Genomic DNA, 17,225 nt, shown 5'->3' with positions numbered 1-17,225 from the left:
GATCGTTGCCGTGTCGATCACGAATCGGTACCGCACGTCGCTGCCGACCACGCGGTCGTAGGCGCCGTCGCGTGCTGCCCCACTCGTGGCGGCCTACACGTCTACATGTTTGCGCGGCCGAAGGCACGTTCGGGGCCACCGCAGAGGCGGTGACCCCGAACACGCCTGAGAAATCAGGCCTCGGATTCTTCCTTCTCGGCCCGTCTGCGGAGACGCTTCGCGGCCGCCACCATATTGCGCAGCGAGGGCTCGAGCTGCCAGTAGTGCCGCGTCTTCAGTCCGCCGTCCGGGTTGGCCCACAACCGCTCGAGTGAGATCGACTCGCTCGCCTCCGTGAGCAGTTCGTCCAACTCGTCGATGTCCGGGATCCGGGCCGACCGGCTCTCGTACACACCCGGACCGACACCGTGGGTCAGCGCCCGCTCCTTGATGGCATCGAGCACCCACGTGATGGAGCGCGTCGCCACGATCGCCGTCACGTCCGCATCGAGCCGTTCGATGGCGTCGACCACCGACGCCCGGCTCGTGTACGTGATATGCGTGTGGATCTGCGTCTCCGGCTTCGCCCCGCCCGTCGCGAGACGGAATGCGTCGACCGCCCACTCGAGATACGCCTCGCGGCCGTTCTCGCGCAACGGCAGCAGTTCCCGGATCGCCGGCTCGTCGACCTGGATGATCGCGATACCCGCCGCCTCGAGGTCGGCGATCTCGTCACGGATCACCAGCGCCAACTGGTCTGCCGTCTCGTACAGCGGCTGATCCTGGCGGACGAACGACCGCGCGATCATCGTCACCGGACCCGTGAGCATGCCCTTGACCGGCTTGTCCGTCAGCGCCTGCGCGTACGAAATCCACTCGACGGTCATCGGCTTCGGCCGCGACACGTCCCCGTAGAGGATCGGCGGACGTGTACACCGCGAGCCGTAAGCCTGCACCCACCCGTTGTGGGTGAAGGCATACCCTTCGAGAAGCTCCGCGAAGTACTGCACCATGTCGTTGCGTTCGTGCTCACCGTGCACGAAGACGTCGAGACCGATGTCTTCCTGCAAACGGATCGTGCTTTCGATCTCGGCCTGGATCCGCTTGTAGTACTCCTCCCACTCGAGGCGTCCCTCACCCAGCTCGTACCGGGCCTGGCGGATCGCGTCCGTCTGCGGGAACGAGCCCAGCGTCGTCGCCGGAACGAGCGGCAGGTTCAGTCGCTCCTGCTGGGCGACCCGTCGCTCCTCGTACGGAACCCGGAAGCGGTCGCCCGGCTTGATCGCATTGACCCGTGCTCGCACCGCGTGCTTGAGCTTGAAGTGCACCGACGTGGGACGCTTGCGCCACTTGTCGGACGGCCCCTCGGTGAGCGCCTTCGCCAGCGAGACCACCTCGCCGACCTTCTGCTTCGCGAACGCGAGCCGGTCCGCGACATCACCCGGGATGTCGTACTCGGACAACACGTCGTACGGCACGTGCAGCAACGACGTCGACGTCGACACCACGAGATCCGGCACAACGTCCTTCAGCGTGTTCAGGTACGTCAGCGTGTTGTACCGGTCGACGCGCCACACGTTGCGGCCGTCGACCACACCGGCGTAGATGCGCTTGCGCTTCATGCCCGGGATCTTCGCCAGCTCGTAGGCGCTGAGCCGGTGACTGACGAGATCGAGGCCCAGAGCCTCCACCTTGGTGGAGGCGAGGATGGCGAGCGCCTCCCCGAGATGCCCGTAGGGACCGGTGACGAGGATGCGGGGCCGCAGCGGTGCGTGCGACAGCTTCTCGTACGCCTTGGCCAGCGCGGCCAGTTCTTCCGGTGTGCGGTCCTCGGTGAACGACGGCTCGTCCAGCTGAACGCACGTGGCGCCCGCCTTCGCGAGCTGCTCGAACAGCCGCTCGTACTCCGGCAGCACCTTGTCCAGCAGGTCGAGGGTCGAGAAGCCGTGCCGCTTCGACGTCGGACCGACCTTCGACAACAGGAGCAGCGACACCGGGCCGAGGATGACGGGACGTAGTTCGATCCCGCGCGCCTTCGCCCGCTCGAACTCGTCCATCACGGTCTCGGACCGCAGCGAGAACTCGGTGTTCTCGTCCAGTTCGGGCTGACGGTAGTGGTAGTTGGTGCCGAAGAACCGCACCAGCTCGAGCGGCGGGAAGTCCGGCCGGCCGCGGGCCAGCGTGAAGTAGAAGTCCAGCGGATCGAGCTGACTCTCGAGCGGCTCGAACCGCTCGGGCACGGCACCGAACAGCAGCGCGTTGTCGAGTACGTGGTCGTAGTAGGAGAACGTGTTGCCCGGGACCTGGGTCAGACCGGTCGCGGCGAGTTCGCTCCACGTCTCCTCCTGAAGGTCCCGGGCGACGGCGACGAGTTCTTCCTTCGTGCTCGTGCCGTGCCAGTAGGACTCGAGGGCACGCTTGAGTTCGCGGCGAGGTCCGATGCGGGGATACCCCAGGATGCTGGATCCGTATGCTGCGGTGCTGGACATGCGGTCGACCTTTCTGGACTCAGTCCAGTGGCTGAGTATGCCTCTGGGCTCGATGCACCTGTGCGCCTCTCACAACCGCCAGTGGTCGTGAAAGGCGCACAGGTGTAGTCGCCTACCTACCTACTAGCTGGCCTTCTTGCTGGCACGACCGTTGTCGCCGTACTCGTAGAAGCCCGCTCCGGACTTCTTGCCGACCAACCCGGCCTCGACCATGCGAAGCAGCAGCGGCGGCGCCGAGTACAGGGGCTCCTTGAACTCTTCGTACATGGAGTCGGCGATGGACTTGACCGTGTCCAGGCCCACCAGGTCGGTCAGCGCGAGCGGACCCATCGGGTGTGCGAGGCCGAGAACCGTTGCCTTGTCGATGTCTTCCTTGGTGGCGAACCCGGACTCCACCATGCGGATTGCGGAGAGCAGGTAGGGCACCAGGAGGGCGTTGACGACGAATCCGGAACGGTCCGCGGAACGGACGACCTGCTTGCCCAGCACATCGCTGGCGAAGGCCTCGGCCCGCTCGGACACCGATTTGCTCGTCTTGAGCGTGGTCACCAGCTCGACGAGGGGAAGCACCGGAACGGGGTTGAAGAAGTGCATCCCGATGACCCGTTCCGGGGACTTCGTGGCGATGCCCAGCTTCATGATCGGGATCGACGACGTGTTGGACGCCAGTACGGCGTTCGGATCCGTCACGACCTGGTCAAGCTCGGTGAAGATCTCGCTCTTCACCTTCTCGTCCTCGACGACGGCCTCCACGACGAGCTGTCGGTCCGCGAAATCACCGAGATCGGAGGTGAACCGCAGCCGCCAGGCGGCCTGCTCACGTTCCCGCTCGGTGATCTTGCCGCTGCTCACTCCGCGGTCGAGCGAACGGAGGATGCGCGAACGCCCCGCCGCCGCAAGCTCGCGGGTCTGCTCGAACACCAGAACGTCGACGTGCGCGCGAGCACACACCTCAGCGATTCCGGCACCCATGATCCCGGCGCCGATCACGCCGACGCGCTGAATCTTTTCGCTGGTCACGTCAGCTCCTTTTTCGTCTAGTGGAGTCGTCGCCCGGGGAGGGGCCCGGTTACAGGCCCCTCCCCGGGGTCGGGTTGATCAGGTGAAACCGTGATCGGTCAAAGCCTTGGAGGACAAGGCTCAGTGGAACTGACCCTCTTCGGTGGATCCCTTCAGAGCAGCCGTCGAGGTGTTGGGGTCGACCGTGGTGGCGATGCTGTCGAAGTAGCCGGCACCGACCTCACGCTGGTGCTTGATGGCGGTGAAGCCACGCTCCTCGGCGGCCTTGAACTCGCGCTCCTGCAGGTCGACGAAGGCGGTCATGCCCTCGCGGGCGTAGCCGTGGGCCAAGTCGAACATGCCGTAGTTGAGCGAGTGGAAGCCGGCCAGGGTGATGAACTGGAACTTGAAGCCCATCGCGCCGAGCTCCTTCTGGAACTTCGCGATGGTCGAGTCGTCCAGGTGCGCCTTCCAGTTGAAGGACGGCGAGCAGTTGTAGGCGAGCAGCTGGTCCGGGAACTCGCTGCGAACGGACTCGGCGAACTTCTTGGCGACCTCGAGGTCCGGCACGCCGGTCTCCATCCAGATGAGGTCGGCGTACGGGGCGTAGGCCTTGGCGCGAGCGATGCAGGGCTCGATGCCGTTCTTGACACCGAAGAAGCCCTCGGCGGTGCGGGTGCCGTCCAGGAACTGCTGGTCGCGCTCGTCGACGTCGGACGTGATGAGGGTCGCGGCCTCGGCATCGGTGCGGGCGATGACCACGGTGGGAACGTCCGCGACGTCGGCCGCGAGGCGAGCCGAGGTCAGGGTGCGGATGTGCTGCTGCGTGGGGATGAGGACCTTGCCACCGAGGTGGCCGCACTTCTTCTCCGACGCGAGCTGGTCTTCCCAGTGCGAACCGGCGACGCCGGCCGCGATCATGGCCTTCTGCAGCTCGTAGACGTTGAGCGCGCCACCGAAGCCTGCTTCGCCGTCGGCGACGATCGGGGCGAGCCAGTTGTCGACGGAGGTGTCGCCCTCGACCTTGGCGATCTCGTCGGCGCGCAGCAGGGCGTTGTTGATGCGGCGCACGACCTGCGGGACCGAGTTGGCCGGGTAGAGGCTCTGGTCGGGGTAGGTGTGTCCGGACAGGTTCGCGTCACCGGCGACCTGCCAGCCGGACAGGTAGATGGCCTTGAGGCCTGCACGGACCTGCTGAACGGCCTGGTTACCGGTCAGCGCGCCCAGCGAGTTGATGTAGTCCTCGTTGTTCACGAGGTCCCAGAGGATCTCGGAACCACGGCGTGCGAGGGTCTGCTCTTCGACAACGGTGCCCTGGAGCTTGGCGACCTGCTCCGCCGTGTAGTTGCGGGTTACTCCCTTCCAGCGCGGGTTGGTGTCCCAATCCTGCTGGATTTCAGCTGCGGTCTTCGGGGTGCCGGTGGTCGACATCAAGACTCCACTCTCTTCGATCTGCTGGTCCGGTACGGATGTACTGCTTCACATCCTTGCCAGGCCCTTCGTATGTACTTACCCAGAGTGACACAAGCAAAAAGTGCCGTCTACCTGTTGCTACTGCCAATCTTGGCTAGCTTTTCACAGCTCCTTGCAAAGACTGTTAAGAAAGTTCGGCGCCATACCTGCCCGATCGGAGAGGAAAAATACTCGCCAGTAGCAAAAAGCCGCAGGTGGTGAACCAAATGCACGCAACTCGTCGTACACAGATAGTTCCGCCCCTGCGCCCCTCGCCTTCCCGCCGCCGCATACCCCTCGACGCGGCCGTTGTGACTGCAATCACCAATCAGGTCGGTTACCGTGACCTCGAATGGTCTCCTCCGGCGAAGGGCACCAGATGCCGCTGTACGAATTCCGATGCGCCGCCGACTGCGGCTCGTTCGAGCGGTCGTTCCCCATGGCCGACGCACCCGGCACCACCCGCTGCCCCCGATGCGACCGCGACGCCGTCCGGCGCGTGTCCTCGCCGCGGCTCGGACACGGGTCGTCGTCCGCGATGAACCTCCTCGACAGCACGAAGAGGTCGGCTCACGAACCGGACGTCGTCACCGGTCCGCCGCCCGGGACCACGGCCGGGCGTTCACCCGTCACGAACAACCCGCTGCACCGCCGACTTCCTCGTCCCTGACCGGTCACCGAAGGAGCGCACATGCCCGAACTGCTGTTTCCGCTCGATTCCTCGAAGAAGTTCACCGATCAGGCGATCGTCGGCCACAACCGCTGGCACCCGGACATCCCGGCCGCAGTCACGGTGAAACCGGGCGACTCCTTCCGCGTGCACTGCCGCGAATGGTTCGACGGCGCCATCCACAACGACGACTCCGCCGACGACATCCTGAACGCGCCCCTCACCACGGTTCACACACTGTCCGGACCGTTCGCCGTGGAGGGCGCGAAGCCCGGCGACCTGCTGATCGTCGACATCCTGGACGTCGGACCGATCCCCCAGGAGGATTCCGGCCCGCTGGCAGGCCAGGGGTGGGGGTACACCGGGATCTTCTCCCGCCACAACGGCGGCGGATTCCTCACCGAGCAGTTCCCCGACGCCTACAAGGCCGTCTGGGATTTTTCCGGTCAGACCGCCACGTCGCGGCACGTCCCGCACGTCTCGTTCACCGGCATCGTCCACCCCGGACTGATGGGCACCGCGCCGTCGGCCGCCCTCCTGTCGAAGTGGAACGCGAGGGAGGGCGCGCTCATCGCCACCGACCCGGGCCGGGTTCCCCCACTCGCCCTGCCGCCCGAACCGCAGGACGCCGTCCTCGGGTCCCTGTCGGGCGCCGACTTCGACCGCGTCGCCGGCGAGGCCGCCCGCACCGCGCCCCCACGCGAGAACGGCGGCAACCAGGACATCAAGAACCTCACCAAGGGCAGCCGCGTCTTCTACCCGGTGTTCGTCGACGGCGCGAACCTGTCCGTCGGCGATCTGCACTTCTCCCAGGGCGACGGCGAGATCACGTTCTGCGGCGCCATCGAGATGGGTGGCTTCATCGACCTGCGCGTCGACATCATCAAGGGCGGCATGGACACGTACGGCGTGTCCGAGAACGCGATCTTCATGCCCGGCAACACGGACCCGCAGTACTCGGAGTGGCTCGCGTTCTCCGGAACGTCCGTCACCCTCGACGGGGAACAGAAGTACCTCGACTCGCACCTGTCGTATCAGCGGGCCTGTCTCCACGCGATCGACTACCTCACCAAGTTCGGGTACAGCCCCGAGCAGGCCTACCTCCTGCTCGGCGCCGCACCGATCGAGGGCCGGCTGTCGGGGGTGGTGGACATCCCGAACTCCTGCTCGACGGTGTACCTGCCGACGGCGATGTTCGACTTCCCCGTCGCACCGTCCGCGTCGGGTCCGTTCCAGATCGACCCGGGCGTCGGCGCGCCGCGCTCGGAGAACAAGGCCTGAGCACGGGCGAATGTACCTTTCAGCGCCTCCAGTGCGCCCAGAGGTACGTTCGCCCCGCGTCATCGCGTCCCGACCCGCGCGAGTAAATCTTGCGAAGGTTCCGTTCGCACATCTGACCTGCACCGGTACCATTGCCGTATGTCCAAGACCTTCGTCGGCACCCGGTTGCGTCAGCTCCGCACCGAGCGTGGACTGAGCCAGGCGGCGCTGGCGAAGACGCTGGAGATCTCCGCCAGCTACCTCAATCAGATCGAGCACGACGTCCGGCCGCTGACGGTGCCGGTGCTGCTGCGGATCAGCGAGGTGTTCGGCGTCGACACCACGTTCTTCTCGTCCCAGGACGACACGCGCCTGATCGCGGAGATGCGCGAGGTGGCGCTGGACCAGGAGATGGGCATCGACGCGGACGCCCAGGAGATCGCGGAGATGGTGGCGTCGCATCCGGGTCTGGCGAAGGCGATGGTCAACATGCACCGCCGCTTCCGCAACACCACCGCGCAGCTGGCTCTCGCCACAGAGGACCGCTACAGCGACGGCAGCGGCAGCGGCTCGATCACGATGCCGCACGAAGAGGTCCGCGACTACTTCTATCAGCGGCAGAACTATCTGCACGAACTGGACACGGCGGCGGAGGAACTGACCGCGCGCATGCGATTCCACCGCGGCGACGTCGGCGGTGAGATCGCCCGCAGGTTGCAGACCGTGCACGACGTGCAGATCGTCAGGCGCATCGACCTCGGCGAGAACGTCCTGCACCGCTACGACCCCGAATCCCGGCTGCTGGAGATCTCGCCGCATTTGTCGGGCGGCCAGCAGGTGTTCAAGTTCGCGACCGAGCTCGCGTTCCTCGAATACGGCGACCTGCTCGACAAGCTGGTGGCGGAGGGCGGCTTCACGAGCGACGAGTCCGTTGCGCTCGCCCGGCTCGGGCTGGCCAACTACTTCGCTGCGGCCACGGTGCTTCCCTACGGCCAGTTCCACGACGTGGCCGAGGACTTCCGGTACGACATCGAGCGGCTCTCCGCGTTCTACTCGGTGAGCTACGAGACGATCTGTCACCGTCTCTCGACGCTGCAGCGCCCGAAGCTGCGCGGTGTCCCGTTCATGTTCGTCCGCGTCGACCGGGCCGGGAACATGTCGAAGCGGCAGTCCGCCACCGGGTTCCACTTCTCCACCAGCGGTGGCACGTGCCCGCTGTGGAACGTGTACGAGACGTTCGCGTACCCCGGCAAGATCATGAACCAGATCGCGCAGATGCCGGACGGCCGCCGGTACCTGTGGATCGCCCGCACCGTCGAACGTCGCGCTCAGCGCTACGGCCAGCCCGCCAAGATCTTCGCGATCGGGCTCGGCTGCGAGATCCGGCACGCCCACCGCCTCGTCTACGGCGATGGTCTCGACCTCGACGATTCCAACCCGGGCACCCCCATCGGCGCCGGCTGCCGGGTGTGCGAGCGCGTCAACTGCCCGCAGCGCGCGTTCCCGCCGCTCGGCAAGCAACTCGACATCAGCGAGCACCAGAGTTCGGTCTCCCCGTACCTGATCCGCTGACTCGTCCTTTGTCACATCGGTTCAATCCGACTGAACCGGTGCGACATTGGCCGCAGCGGCAGCAGCATCCGGCCACGCCGGGGGCTCTGTGAGCGCTTGTTCACGTAACCGTAATTCGCGTCACGAACACGTCACCGACAGACATTCAGACGCAACAACGGCCGCTTAATGTTCGCCCCACGAATACACCTCTGTATACGTGGGGCGGATACATGTCCCGGGTTGCGGAGGTCCCCAAGTCCTCCGACGGAAAGGCCCGTACATGCGCACCTTCTCCAAGCGCGCCCTCGCTGCACCGACCGCGCTCGCCGCCATCGGGCTCGTGCTGACCGGTTGTGGCAGCAAGGCGTCCGACACGGCCGGCGAGTCCACCGCGGCGTCCTGTGTGGACACCTCCGGGGACACGATCAAGGTCGGGTCACTGAACTCGCTGTCCGGCACGATGGCGATCAGCGAGGTGACCGTCCGGGATTCGATCGCGCTCGCGGTCGACGAGATCAACAACTCGGGCGGCGTGCTCGGCAAGAAGATCCAGATCGTCGCGGAGGACGGGGCCTCGGAGCCCACCGTGTTCGCCGAGAAGGCGGAGAAGCTGATCAGCAGTGACTGCGTCGCAGCCGTGTTCGGCGGTTGGACGTCGTCGAGCCGCAAGGCGATGCTGCCGGTGTTCGAGGACAACAACTCGCTGCTCTACTACCCCGTGCAGTACGAGGGGCTCGAGGATTCGAAGAACATCTTCTACACCGGGGCCACCACCAACCAGCAGATCGTGCCCGCCCTCGACTACCTGAAGGAGAAGGGCGTCAAGTCGCTGTACCTGGTGGGCAGCGACTACGTGTTCCCGCAGACCGCCAACCGCATCATCAAGGCGTACGCGGAGGCCAACGGTATCGAGATCAAGGGCGAGGACTACACCCCGCTCGGCTCCACCGACTTCTCGACCATCGTCAACAAGGTCCGCTCCGCCGATGCGGACGCCGTCTTCAACACCCTGAACGGCGATTCCAACGTCGCGTTCTTCCGCGAGTACGCGAACGTCGGCCTGAAGCCCGCCGACATGCCCGTCGTGTCGGTGTCGATCGCCGAGGAGGAGGTCGGCGGTATCGGCGTCCAGAACATCGAGGGACAGCTGACCGCCTGGAACTACTACCAGACCATCGACACGCCGGAGAACAAGAAGTTCGTCGACGCGTACAAGGCCCGGTACGGCCCGAACAAGCCGACGTCCGACCCGATGGAGGCCGCCTACACGTCCGTGTACCTGTGGAAGAACACTGTCGAGAAGGCGAACTCCTTCGCCACCAAGGACATCCAGGACAACGCGGACGGCGTCACGTTCGCCGCACCGGAGGGACCGGTCACCATCGACGGGTCCAACCACCACATCACCAAGACCGCGCGCATCGGTGAGATCCGGAACGACGGCCTGATCTACACGGTCTGGGATTCGGGCACCCCGATTCAGCCGGACCCGTACCTGAAGTCCTACCCGTGGGCCGAGTCGCTGGGTAGCTAGGACACGGTCCGACGAGCACGAGGTAAGAGAGGACACACATCGATGGATGTAGTGATCGGACAGCTGTTCACCGGGTTGAGTATCGGATCGATCCTGTTGCTGGCGGCGTTGGGGCTGTCGTTGACGTTCGGCCAGATGGGCGTCATCAACATGGCCCACGGCGAATTCATCATGGCCGGCTCGTACACGGCTTACGTGGTGCAGCAGGTGGTGTCGAGCGCCACCGGTTCTCTGTTCATCTCTCTGCTCGTCGGCTTCGTGGTCGGTGGCGCGATGGGCGTCCTCCTCGAGGTCACCCTCGTCAAGCGGATGTACCACCGGCCGCTGGACACGCTGCTGGTGACGTTCGGGGTGGGACTGATCCTGCAGCAGCTGGCGCGGGACGTCTTCGGTGCACCCGCCGTCAACGTCGCCGCACCGGAGTGGCTCTCCGGCGGTGTGGAGATCCTCGGCGCGGTGGTGCCGAAGACGCGCCTGTTCATCCTGGTGCTGGCGGTCGTGGCAGTGGTCGCGCTGTCGCTGGCGATGCAGAAGTCCCCGATGGGACGCCGCATCCGCGCCGTGGTGCAAAACCGCGACCTCGCGGAGACGAGCGGGATCTCCAGTCGCCGAACCGATGTGACGACGTTCTTCATCGGTTCCGGTCTGGCGGGTGTCGCGGGTGTGGCGCTCACCCTGATCGGCTCGACGAGCCCGACCATCGGGCAGAGCTACCTCATCGACGCCTTCCTGGTGGTCGTGGTCGGCGGCCTTGGCCAGATGAAGGGAGCGGTGATCGCCGCGTTCGCGCTCGGCATCCTCAATTCGTTCGTCGAGTACTCGACCACGGCGTCGATCGCCAAGGTCATCGTGTTCGTGGTCATCGTGGTGTTCCTCCAGGTTCGGCCGCAGGGCCTGTTCGCCGTCAAGACGAGGAGTCTCGTATGAGCATCCTGACGAGTGGCCGCTACCGCGCGTGGGCGGGATTCGCGCTGGCCGCAGTGCTTCTGTACGTCGTCGCCCCCGCGGTTCTCAGCGACTTCCGGCTGAGCCTGCTCGGCAAGTTCCTGTGCTTCGCGATCGTCGCGGTCGGTATCGGCCTGGCGTGGGGCCGCGGCGGCATGCTCACCCTCGGCCAGGGTGTGTTCTTCGGATTGGGCGCCTACATGATGGCGATGCACCTGAAGATCGCCGACGCAGAACTCCGCGGCGACACCGTGCCCGACTTCATGCAGATCGCGGGCATCCGCGAACTGCCGGGCTACTGGGTGCCGTTCACGTCGCCGATCGTGACGATCCTGGGAATCCTGCTGATCCCGGCGCTGGTGGCGTTCGTCCTCGGGCTCGGCGTGTTCAAGCGCCGCGTCAAGGGCGCCTATTTCGCGATCCTCAGCCAGGCGCTCGCCGCCGCGTTCGCCATCCTGCTGGTGGGCCAGCAGAGCACCGGAGGAAGCAACGGCCTCAACCGGTTCCGCACGTTCTTCGGTTTCAACCTGAACGATCCGGCCAACAAGCAGATGCTGTTCTTCATCGCCGCAGGTGTGCTGCTGGCCGTGGTCGCGATCACCCGGCAGCTGATGAACAGCCGTTACGGCGAACTGCTCGTCGCCGTCCGGGATCAGGAGGAGCGCGTCCGCTTCCTCGGGTACGACCCGGCGAACATCAAACTCGTCGCCTACGTGACGGCCGCGTTCTTCGCGGGCCTCGCCGGCGCGCTGTTCGTGCCGATCGTCGGCATCATCTCCCCCGCCGACGTCGGGATCGTCCCGTCGATCGCGTTCCTGATCGGGGTGGCCATCGGCGGACGTTCCACACTCCTCGGCCCGGTCCTCGGCGCCATCGGGGTGGCGTGGGCGCAGAGCGCGTTCTCGGAGTCGTTCCCCTCCGGCTGGACGTACGCGCAGGGCCTGCTGTTCATCGTGGTCGTCGGCTTCTTCCCGGCTGGCGTCGCGGGACTGTTCGCGCTGCTGAAGCGGAAGAAGAAGGCATCCTCCGACGAACCTGCCCCGCCCGGACCGGAAGACGAGACCGAGCCGACGGAACGAATGGAGATGGCGCGATGACGATTCCTGCCACGGCCAAGGAACCCGTGCTCGGCGGCAACGCCGGAATGTCCAGCGAGTACCTCGAGGTCCGGGACCTTCGGGTCAGCTTCGACGGCTTCAAGGCGGTCGACGGCGTCGACCTCACCCTCATGCAGGGCGACCTGCGGTTCCTCATCGGCCCCAACGGCGCCGGCAAGACCACTCTCGTCGACGCCATCACCGGGCTCGTCCCCGCGACGGGATCGGTCACGAAATCCGGTGTCGAGTTGATCGGCAAGAAGGTGCACCGCATCGCCCGGCTCGGCGTGGGCCGCACGTTCCAGACCGCCAGCGTGTTCGAGGAGTTGACGGTTCTCCAGAACCTCGACATCGCGGCGGGCGCCGGCCGTTCGGCACTCACACTGTTGCGCCGACGCAAGACGGTGCTCCCCGCCATCGAGGAGGCGCTCGACGTCACGGGTCTCGGCAAGCTCCGCGACACCCCGGCGGGAATCCTCGCGCACGGGCAGAAGCAGTGGCTCGAGATCGGGATGCTGCTGGTGCAGAACTGCTCCGTCCTGCTCCTCGACGAGCCGGTGGCCGGCATGAGCCACGAGGAACGCGACGAGACGGGAAACCTGCTGCGCCGCATCGGCGGTGAGCGGACCGTCGTGGTGGTCGAGCACGACATGGACTTCATGCGCGCGTTCGCGACGTCGGTGACCGTGCTGCACGCCGGGAAGGTGCTGAGCGAGGGAACCGTGGAGCAGGTGCAGGCCGACCCGCGTGTGCAGGAGGTGTACCTCGGGACCGCCGCGGCCGGCGCCGCCCCCGAGTTGCAGCCCGAGGTTTCTAAGGAGGACAGCGATGCTCGAGCTTGACGACATCCGGGCCGGGTACGGCCGAACCGAAGTGATCCACGGAGTCGCGCTGACGGTCCCGTCGGACGGTGTGGCCGCGGTGATGGGACACAACGGCGCGGGCAAGACCACGCTTCTCCGGGCCGCGGTCGGACTGATCAAGGTCGACACCGGGCGGGTGTTGTTCGACGGCGAGGATGTCACGGCGCTGCGGCCGAGCGCCCGCGTGGCGCGCGGCCTCGCCTACGTGCCGCAGGGCCAGCAGTCGTTCGGTCAGCTGACCACCGCGGAGAATCTGCAGGTGGTGGCCGACGGCCGCAAGCGCGGAAGGGAACTCGTCGGCGAGGTGCTGGATCTGTTCCCGGCTTTGCGCGGCCTGCTCGACCGGCGTGCCGGTCTCCTCTCCGGCGGGCAGCGTCAGCAACTCGCCATCGCGCGGGCCCTGATCACGGAACCGAAGATGCTGATCCTCGACGAACCGACGGAGGGCATTCAGCCGTCCGTCGTGGCCGAGATCGAGCGCACCATCGTGGAACTCACCCGCCGCGGCGGGCTCGGAGTCCTGTTGGTGGAACAGCACATCGGGTTCGCGCTCGAATCCGCCGAGAGCTACTACGTCCTCGAGTCGGGGCGGGTCACGTCCTCCGGCGCGGGTGGCGCCGCACCCGATACCGACGTCCGTACCGCGGTCTCCGACGTCCGCGCGGCGATGGCCATCTGATGGCGCGCCGAGAACCGGCCGGCTCCCTCAGCGATCACGTGTATCTGTCGCTGCGCACCGACCTGATGAGCGGCCGGATCCCACCGGGACAGCGTCTCGGCGAGGAGCGTCTCGCCGACACCTACGGGGTGTCCCGGACGCCGGTGCGGGAGGCCCTGGCCCGGCTTCTCGCCGACGGACTCGTCCAGCGCGACGTGGGCGGGTTGTTTCCGTACCGCCCCCGCATCGACGAGCTCGCCGGCCTGTACGAACTGCGCATCACGCTCGAACTCCAGGGAATCGCCCGGGTCCGCGCCGACGAGTCGCTGTCGCACGACCCGGACGTTCTGGGACCCGAGCTCGACCGGTGGTACGCGTTGCGGAAGGAGAACCCCGAGCCGGACGCCGGGTTCGTGGCGCTCGACGAGCAGTTCCACACCGTTCTGCTGCGGTCGGCCGGCAACCGGGCGCTGTCCGATGCGCTCGTCAGCGTGAATGCGAAGGTGCGGCCGGTCCGGATGTTCGACTACCTCACCCCCGACCGCATGAGCGCGACCATCGACGAGCACATCTCGGTGGCCGAGTTCGCTCTCGACGGCAAGCTGGATACGGCGTACGACACGCTGCTTGCGCATATCAGCGAGTCGCGTGAAGTGGTCATCGAGCGTGCTGAACAGGCACTTTCCCTCGCACGGATGGCCTGGGCGATCCGGGATTGAGACAGTTGTCCAATTCGGTTGGACATTTTTCCCACCAACGAACCGAGCGGGTGCTAGCGTCTTGCTACCGCTCGGTAACACAGGTTGGGAACTCGCTTCATGTCACGCACTCTCGAAGAGAATCTGGTCGGACGCCGCGTCCTGATCACCGGGGCAGCCCGGGGTATCGGCGCCGGACTCGCCAGACGACTTCACGAGCGGGGCGCCCGTGTCGGGCTGCTCGGCCTCGAACCCGAACTCCTCGATCAGACAGCCACCACGTGCGGCCGGGCGCCGTGGCGTCGATGCGACATCCGCGACCGGCGAGCCGTCGAGGACTCGTTCGACTACCTCGCCGACCGGCTCGGCGGCCTCGACGTCGTCGTCGCCAACGCGGGCGTGACGCCCCCGGCGCACATCGTCGAGGGCGATCCGGAGGTGATGCGGTATGCCATCGAGGTGAACGTGATGGGGACGTATCACACGCTGCGCGCCGCGGGACCGTACATCGGCCACCGCAACGGGTACGCACTCGTCGTGGCGTCGTCGACGACGTTCAGCCCCCTGCGCGGCGTGCACGGCGCCACGAGAGGCGGTGCCGAGGAGCTCGGCGGGGCCCTGCGGGAAGAGATGAAACCGCTGGGGACCCGGGTCGGTATCGCCCGGCTCGGCGAGATCGACACGGACCGGACCCTGATCGACTTCGACGGCCTCGCGGTTCCCCCACCCCGCGGCAGTGCACTGACCCGGACCTCCTCGATCACGGTGGCGGTCGATGCACTCGAACGGGGAATCGCGGGGCGGAAGAATCGGATATACGCGCCGTCCCGGGTACCCGGGTCGGATTCTGTGCGTATGCTCGCACTTCGGGCCACGGAGATGACCCGTTCGATCGAACTACGCGCGCACGCAGCCGTTCCCGCGAGGGGACGAGTAGAAGGAGAGGGGGCGGCGTGACCGCACGCATTCCACCCGGACGTCTGAAGGAACTCGGCCCCGTCAACTGGGTGCTGTGGCGAATCATCTCCCGTGTCGCCGGTGTGCCGGACGCACATCTGTTCAGCACGGTGGGCCGCACGAGGGGGCTCTTCCGTGCGTGGCTGCAGTACTCCGGCAAGCTGATGCCGGGCGGGCAGATCTCCCGGTACGAGACCGAACTGATCATCCTTCGGGTGGCACACCTGCGGAAGTGCAGCTACGAGATGGACCACCACGTGCGCCTCGGACGCCGGGCGGGCGTCACCCCGGCGCTCCTCGACCAGGTGCTGGAAGGTCCCGCCGCGGAGGGCTGGGACGCGCGCCGCCGCGCCATCCTCACTGCCGTCGACCAACTCGTCGCCACCGACAACCTGGACGATGCCACGTGGTCGGCGCTGAGCACCCACTTCGACGACCGCCGGATGATCGAATTCTGCTTTCTGGTGACCCAGTACGACGCCCTGGCCACCACCATCGGGACTCTGAGGATCGAACGCGACTATTCGTAGGTTCCGCATCGCGTAGAGAAGAGGAACGGCCGCATGACATCCGCTACCGACGAGGTCCGCTCCGAGAAGGGACTGGCGCGGGTCGCGCAGTCGCTGGCCGGCTGGACGGAGAAATGGTTTCCGGACGCCTACGTCTTCGCGCTCGTCGGCGTCTTCGTCGTCTCGGTGGCCGCACTGGCCAACGGTTCGTCTCCGCAGACGGTCGTGGACGCGTTCGGTGACGGTTTCTGGGATCTGACGGCGTTCACCCTGCAGATGGCCATGGTGGTGCTGACCGGATACGTCGTCGCCACGTCCCCGCCGGTCGCCCGGCTGATCGATCGCCTGGCCCTGGTGCCTCAGTCGGCGCGCACCGCAGTCAGTTTCGTCGCATTCCTGTCCATGTCGGTCTCCTTCCTGAACTGGGGGCTCAGTCTGGTGTTCGGAGGGCTGCTCGCCCGGGCGATCGCCCGCCGATCCGACCTGCGAGTGGATTACCGTGCGCTCGGCGCTGCGGCCTTCATGGGTCTGGGCGCCGTGTGGGCGCTCGGCATGTCCTCGTCCGCCGCGCAACTGCAGGCCACCGCCGCATCCCTACCGCCGGCGCTGCTGGAGATCACCGGCGTCCTCGACTTCGGGACCACGATCTTCACCTGGCAGTCGCTGCTGATGTGCGTGATCATCATCGCCCTGACCGTGGTGATCGCCCACTTCTCCGCGCCGAGGGGCGCGGCCGTCACCACCGCCCAGGATCTGGACGTCGACCTCGACGACCGGCCGAAGGAGGTGGCGCCCCGAACGCGACCGGGAGAGTGGCTCGAATACAGCCGGATCCTGCCGGCGCTGGCCGGTCTGATGACGCTGGGGTGGCTGATCTCCCAGCTGGTGACCAAACCCGTGCTCACCGTCGTCAGTAGCCTGAACGCCTATCTGCTGGTCTTCCTCATGCTGGGGCTGGTGCTGCACGGGACGCCGCGCAAGTTCCTGCAAGCCGTCGCGCTGGCCGTCCCGGCGACGGCCGGCATCCTGGTCCAGTTCCCGCTGTATGCCGCGATGGCCGCAATCCTCACGAAGGCCGAGGGCAGAAACGGCCTCACCATCTCGGAGCACCTGGCCGAGTTCTTCACGAACATCGGCAGCGGCGGCGGCTTCACCGTCGTCATCGCCCTCTACACGGTCGTGCTGGGCCTCTTCGTGCCGTCCGGAGGCGGAAAATGGCTCGTCGAGGCGCCTTACGTCATGCAGTCGGCCACCGATGTCGGGATGAACCTGGGCTGGACGGTCCAGGTGTACAACGTCGCCGAGGCCCTGCCGAACCTGATCAACCCGTTCTTCATGCTGCCCTTGCTCGCAGTGCTGGGGCTCAAGGCGCGCGATCTGGTGGGATTCACGTTCCTGCAGTTCATGTTCCACCTGCCGGTGGTCCTGCTCCTGGTGTGGCTGCTCGGAACGACGTTCGAGTTCGTACCCCCGGTGCAGCCGTCCTCACCGTGATCCCGATTCGCGCAGGCCGTGAGAGGTCTTACTAACCCACGCGTTACCTCGAGCAATCTCGGTGAAA

At 66.4% G+C, this 17,225-nt stretch carries 15 protein-coding genes; 12 read left to right on the top strand and 3 right to left on the bottom strand.

The annotated features are described in order from the left end of the window. Positions 1 to 173: 173 nt before the first annotated feature. The 3 genes from metE to aceA all read right to left on the bottom strand — a co-directional run bounded on the left by metE (position 174) and on the right by aceA (position 4,898). Positions 174 to 2,468 carry a 5-methyltetrahydropteroyltriglutamate--homocysteine S-methyltransferase gene (gene metE / locus QM806_RS14910; protein WP_283291894.1) on the bottom strand — a complete coding sequence of 765 codons (2,295 nt, stop codon included), beginning with the start codon at positions 2,466 to 2,468 and terminating at the stop codon, positions 174 to 176. A 123-nt stretch (positions 2,469 to 2,591) separates the two neighbouring features. Next, positions 2,592 to 3,488: a 3-hydroxybutyryl-CoA dehydrogenase gene (locus tag QM806_RS14905; RefSeq protein ID WP_005261077.1), complete on the bottom strand. Its 897-nt coding sequence runs from the start codon at positions 3,486 to 3,488 to the stop codon at positions 2,592 to 2,594. Between the two features lie 120 nt (positions 3,489 to 3,608). Further along, entirely contained in the window at positions 3,609 to 4,898 is a 1,290-nt protein-coding gene (gene aceA, locus QM806_RS14900; protein WP_005261078.1) for an isocitrate lyase, read from the bottom strand. A 400-nt stretch (positions 4,899 to 5,298) separates the two neighbouring features. Between aceA and QM806_RS14895 the strand changes: the two genes are divergently transcribed. The 12 genes from QM806_RS14895 to QM806_RS14840 all read left to right on the top strand — a co-directional run bounded on the left by QM806_RS14895 (position 5,299) and on the right by QM806_RS14840 (position 17,158). Then, complete coding sequence (locus QM806_RS14895) at positions 5,299 to 5,589, top strand: FmdB family zinc ribbon protein (RefSeq protein ID WP_277932437.1); 291 nt, start codon at positions 5,299 to 5,301, stop codon at positions 5,587 to 5,589. A 21-nt stretch (positions 5,590 to 5,610) separates the two neighbouring features. Continuing rightward, the gene (gene fmdA / locus QM806_RS14890) at positions 5,611 to 6,870 is read left to right on the top strand and encodes a formamidase (RefSeq protein ID WP_005563337.1); all 1,260 of its coding nucleotides are present in this window, start codon (positions 5,611 to 5,613) and stop codon (positions 6,868 to 6,870) included. Between the two features lie 138 nt (positions 6,871 to 7,008). After that, complete coding sequence (gene ramB, locus QM806_RS14885; RefSeq protein WP_005251841.1) at positions 7,009 to 8,421, top strand: acetate metabolism transcriptional regulator RamB; 1,413 nt, start codon at positions 7,009 to 7,011, stop codon at positions 8,419 to 8,421. Positions 8,422 to 8,683: 262 nt separating this feature from the next. After that, positions 8,684 to 9,937, top strand: coding sequence for an urea ABC transporter substrate-binding protein (gene urtA / locus QM806_RS14880; protein ID WP_169692663.1), 1,254 nt, complete (start codon positions 8,684 to 8,686; stop codon positions 9,935 to 9,937). A gap of 42 nt (positions 9,938 to 9,979) precedes the next feature. Continuing rightward, the gene (urtB, locus tag QM806_RS14875) at positions 9,980 to 10,864 is read left to right on the top strand and encodes an urea ABC transporter permease subunit UrtB (RefSeq protein WP_005251836.1); all 885 of its coding nucleotides are present in this window, start codon (positions 9,980 to 9,982) and stop codon (positions 10,862 to 10,864) included. Beyond that, positions 10,861 to 11,979, top strand: a complete 1,119-nt coding sequence (urtC, locus tag QM806_RS14870; RefSeq protein WP_005563340.1) for an urea ABC transporter permease subunit UrtC — start codon at positions 10,861 to 10,863, stop codon at positions 11,977 to 11,979. Before urtB ends, urtC begins: the two co-directional genes overlap by 4 nt. Further along, entirely contained in the window at positions 11,976 to 12,821 is an 846-nt protein-coding gene (urtD, locus tag QM806_RS14865) for an urea ABC transporter ATP-binding protein UrtD (RefSeq protein WP_005261083.1), read from the top strand. The genes urtC and urtD overlap by 4 nt, the downstream gene beginning before the upstream one ends. Further along, positions 12,808 to 13,521 carry an urea ABC transporter ATP-binding subunit UrtE gene (gene urtE / locus QM806_RS14860; RefSeq protein WP_005563341.1) on the top strand — a complete coding sequence of 238 codons (714 nt, stop codon included), beginning with the start codon at positions 12,808 to 12,810 and terminating at the stop codon, positions 13,519 to 13,521. The genes urtD and urtE overlap by 14 nt, the downstream gene beginning before the upstream one ends. Next, entirely contained in the window at positions 13,521 to 14,219 is a 699-nt protein-coding gene (locus tag QM806_RS14855; RefSeq protein ID WP_005261085.1) for a GntR family transcriptional regulator, read from the top strand. The genes urtE and QM806_RS14855 overlap by 1 nt, the downstream gene beginning before the upstream one ends. A 99-nt stretch (positions 14,220 to 14,318) precedes the next feature. After that, positions 14,319 to 15,155: an SDR family NAD(P)-dependent oxidoreductase gene (locus QM806_RS14850; protein ID WP_169692662.1), complete on the top strand. Its 837-nt coding sequence runs from the start codon at positions 14,319 to 14,321 to the stop codon at positions 15,153 to 15,155. Further along, positions 15,152 to 15,685, top strand: coding sequence for a carboxymuconolactone decarboxylase family protein (locus QM806_RS14845; RefSeq protein ID WP_005563343.1), 534 nt, complete (start codon positions 15,152 to 15,154; stop codon positions 15,683 to 15,685). Before QM806_RS14850 ends, QM806_RS14845 begins: the two co-directional genes overlap by 4 nt. Before the next feature lie 33 nt (positions 15,686 to 15,718). Then, positions 15,719 to 17,158: a short-chain fatty acid transporter gene (locus tag QM806_RS14840; RefSeq protein WP_005251827.1), complete on the top strand. Its 1,440-nt coding sequence runs from the start codon at positions 15,719 to 15,721 to the stop codon at positions 17,156 to 17,158. The last annotated feature ends 67 nt before the right edge of the window (positions 17,159 to 17,225 follow it).

Origin of the sequence: Rhodococcus sp. IEGM 1351 (genome assembly GCF_030056875.1) — a bacterium.
Taxonomy (GTDB): Bacteria; Actinomycetota; Actinomycetes; order Mycobacteriales; family Mycobacteriaceae; genus Rhodococcus_F; species Rhodococcus_F opacus.
This window is presented reverse-complemented; position numbering and strand designations above follow the sequence as displayed.

Excerpts from the sequence above, each read along its gene's own strand:
- metE (WP_283291894.1), bottom strand. The coding sequence starts at position 2,468 with ATGTCCAGCACCGCAGCATACGGATCCAGCATCCTGGGGTATCCCCGC.
- aceA (WP_005261078.1), bottom strand. The coding sequence starts at position 4,898 with ATGTCGACCACCGGCACCCCGAAGACCGCAGCTGAAATCCAGCAGGAT.
- QM806_RS14895 (WP_277932437.1), top strand. The coding sequence starts at position 5,299 with ATGCCGCTGTACGAATTCCGATGCGCCGCCGACTGCGGCTCGTTCGAG.
- fmdA (WP_005563337.1), top strand. The coding sequence starts at position 5,611 with ATGCCCGAACTGCTGTTTCCGCTCGATTCCTCGAAGAAGTTCACCGAT.
- ramB (WP_005251841.1), top strand. The coding sequence starts at position 7,009 with ATGTCCAAGACCTTCGTCGGCACCCGGTTGCGTCAGCTCCGCACCGAG.
- urtA (WP_169692663.1), top strand. The coding sequence starts at position 8,684 with ATGCGCACCTTCTCCAAGCGCGCCCTCGCTGCACCGACCGCGCTCGCC.
- urtB (WP_005251836.1), top strand. The coding sequence starts at position 9,980 with ATGGATGTAGTGATCGGACAGCTGTTCACCGGGTTGAGTATCGGATCG.
- urtC (WP_005563340.1), top strand. The coding sequence starts at position 10,861 with ATGAGCATCCTGACGAGTGGCCGCTACCGCGCGTGGGCGGGATTCGCG.
- urtD (WP_005261083.1), top strand. The coding sequence starts at position 11,976 with ATGACGATTCCTGCCACGGCCAAGGAACCCGTGCTCGGCGGCAACGCC.
- urtE (WP_005563341.1), top strand. The coding sequence starts at position 12,808 with ATGCTCGAGCTTGACGACATCCGGGCCGGGTACGGCCGAACCGAAGTG.
- QM806_RS14855 (WP_005261085.1), top strand. The coding sequence starts at position 13,521 with ATGGCGCGCCGAGAACCGGCCGGCTCCCTCAGCGATCACGTGTATCTG.
- QM806_RS14850 (WP_169692662.1), top strand. The coding sequence starts at position 14,319 with ATGTCACGCACTCTCGAAGAGAATCTGGTCGGACGCCGCGTCCTGATC.
- QM806_RS14840 (WP_005251827.1), top strand. The coding sequence starts at position 15,719 with ATGACATCCGCTACCGACGAGGTCCGCTCCGAGAAGGGACTGGCGCGG.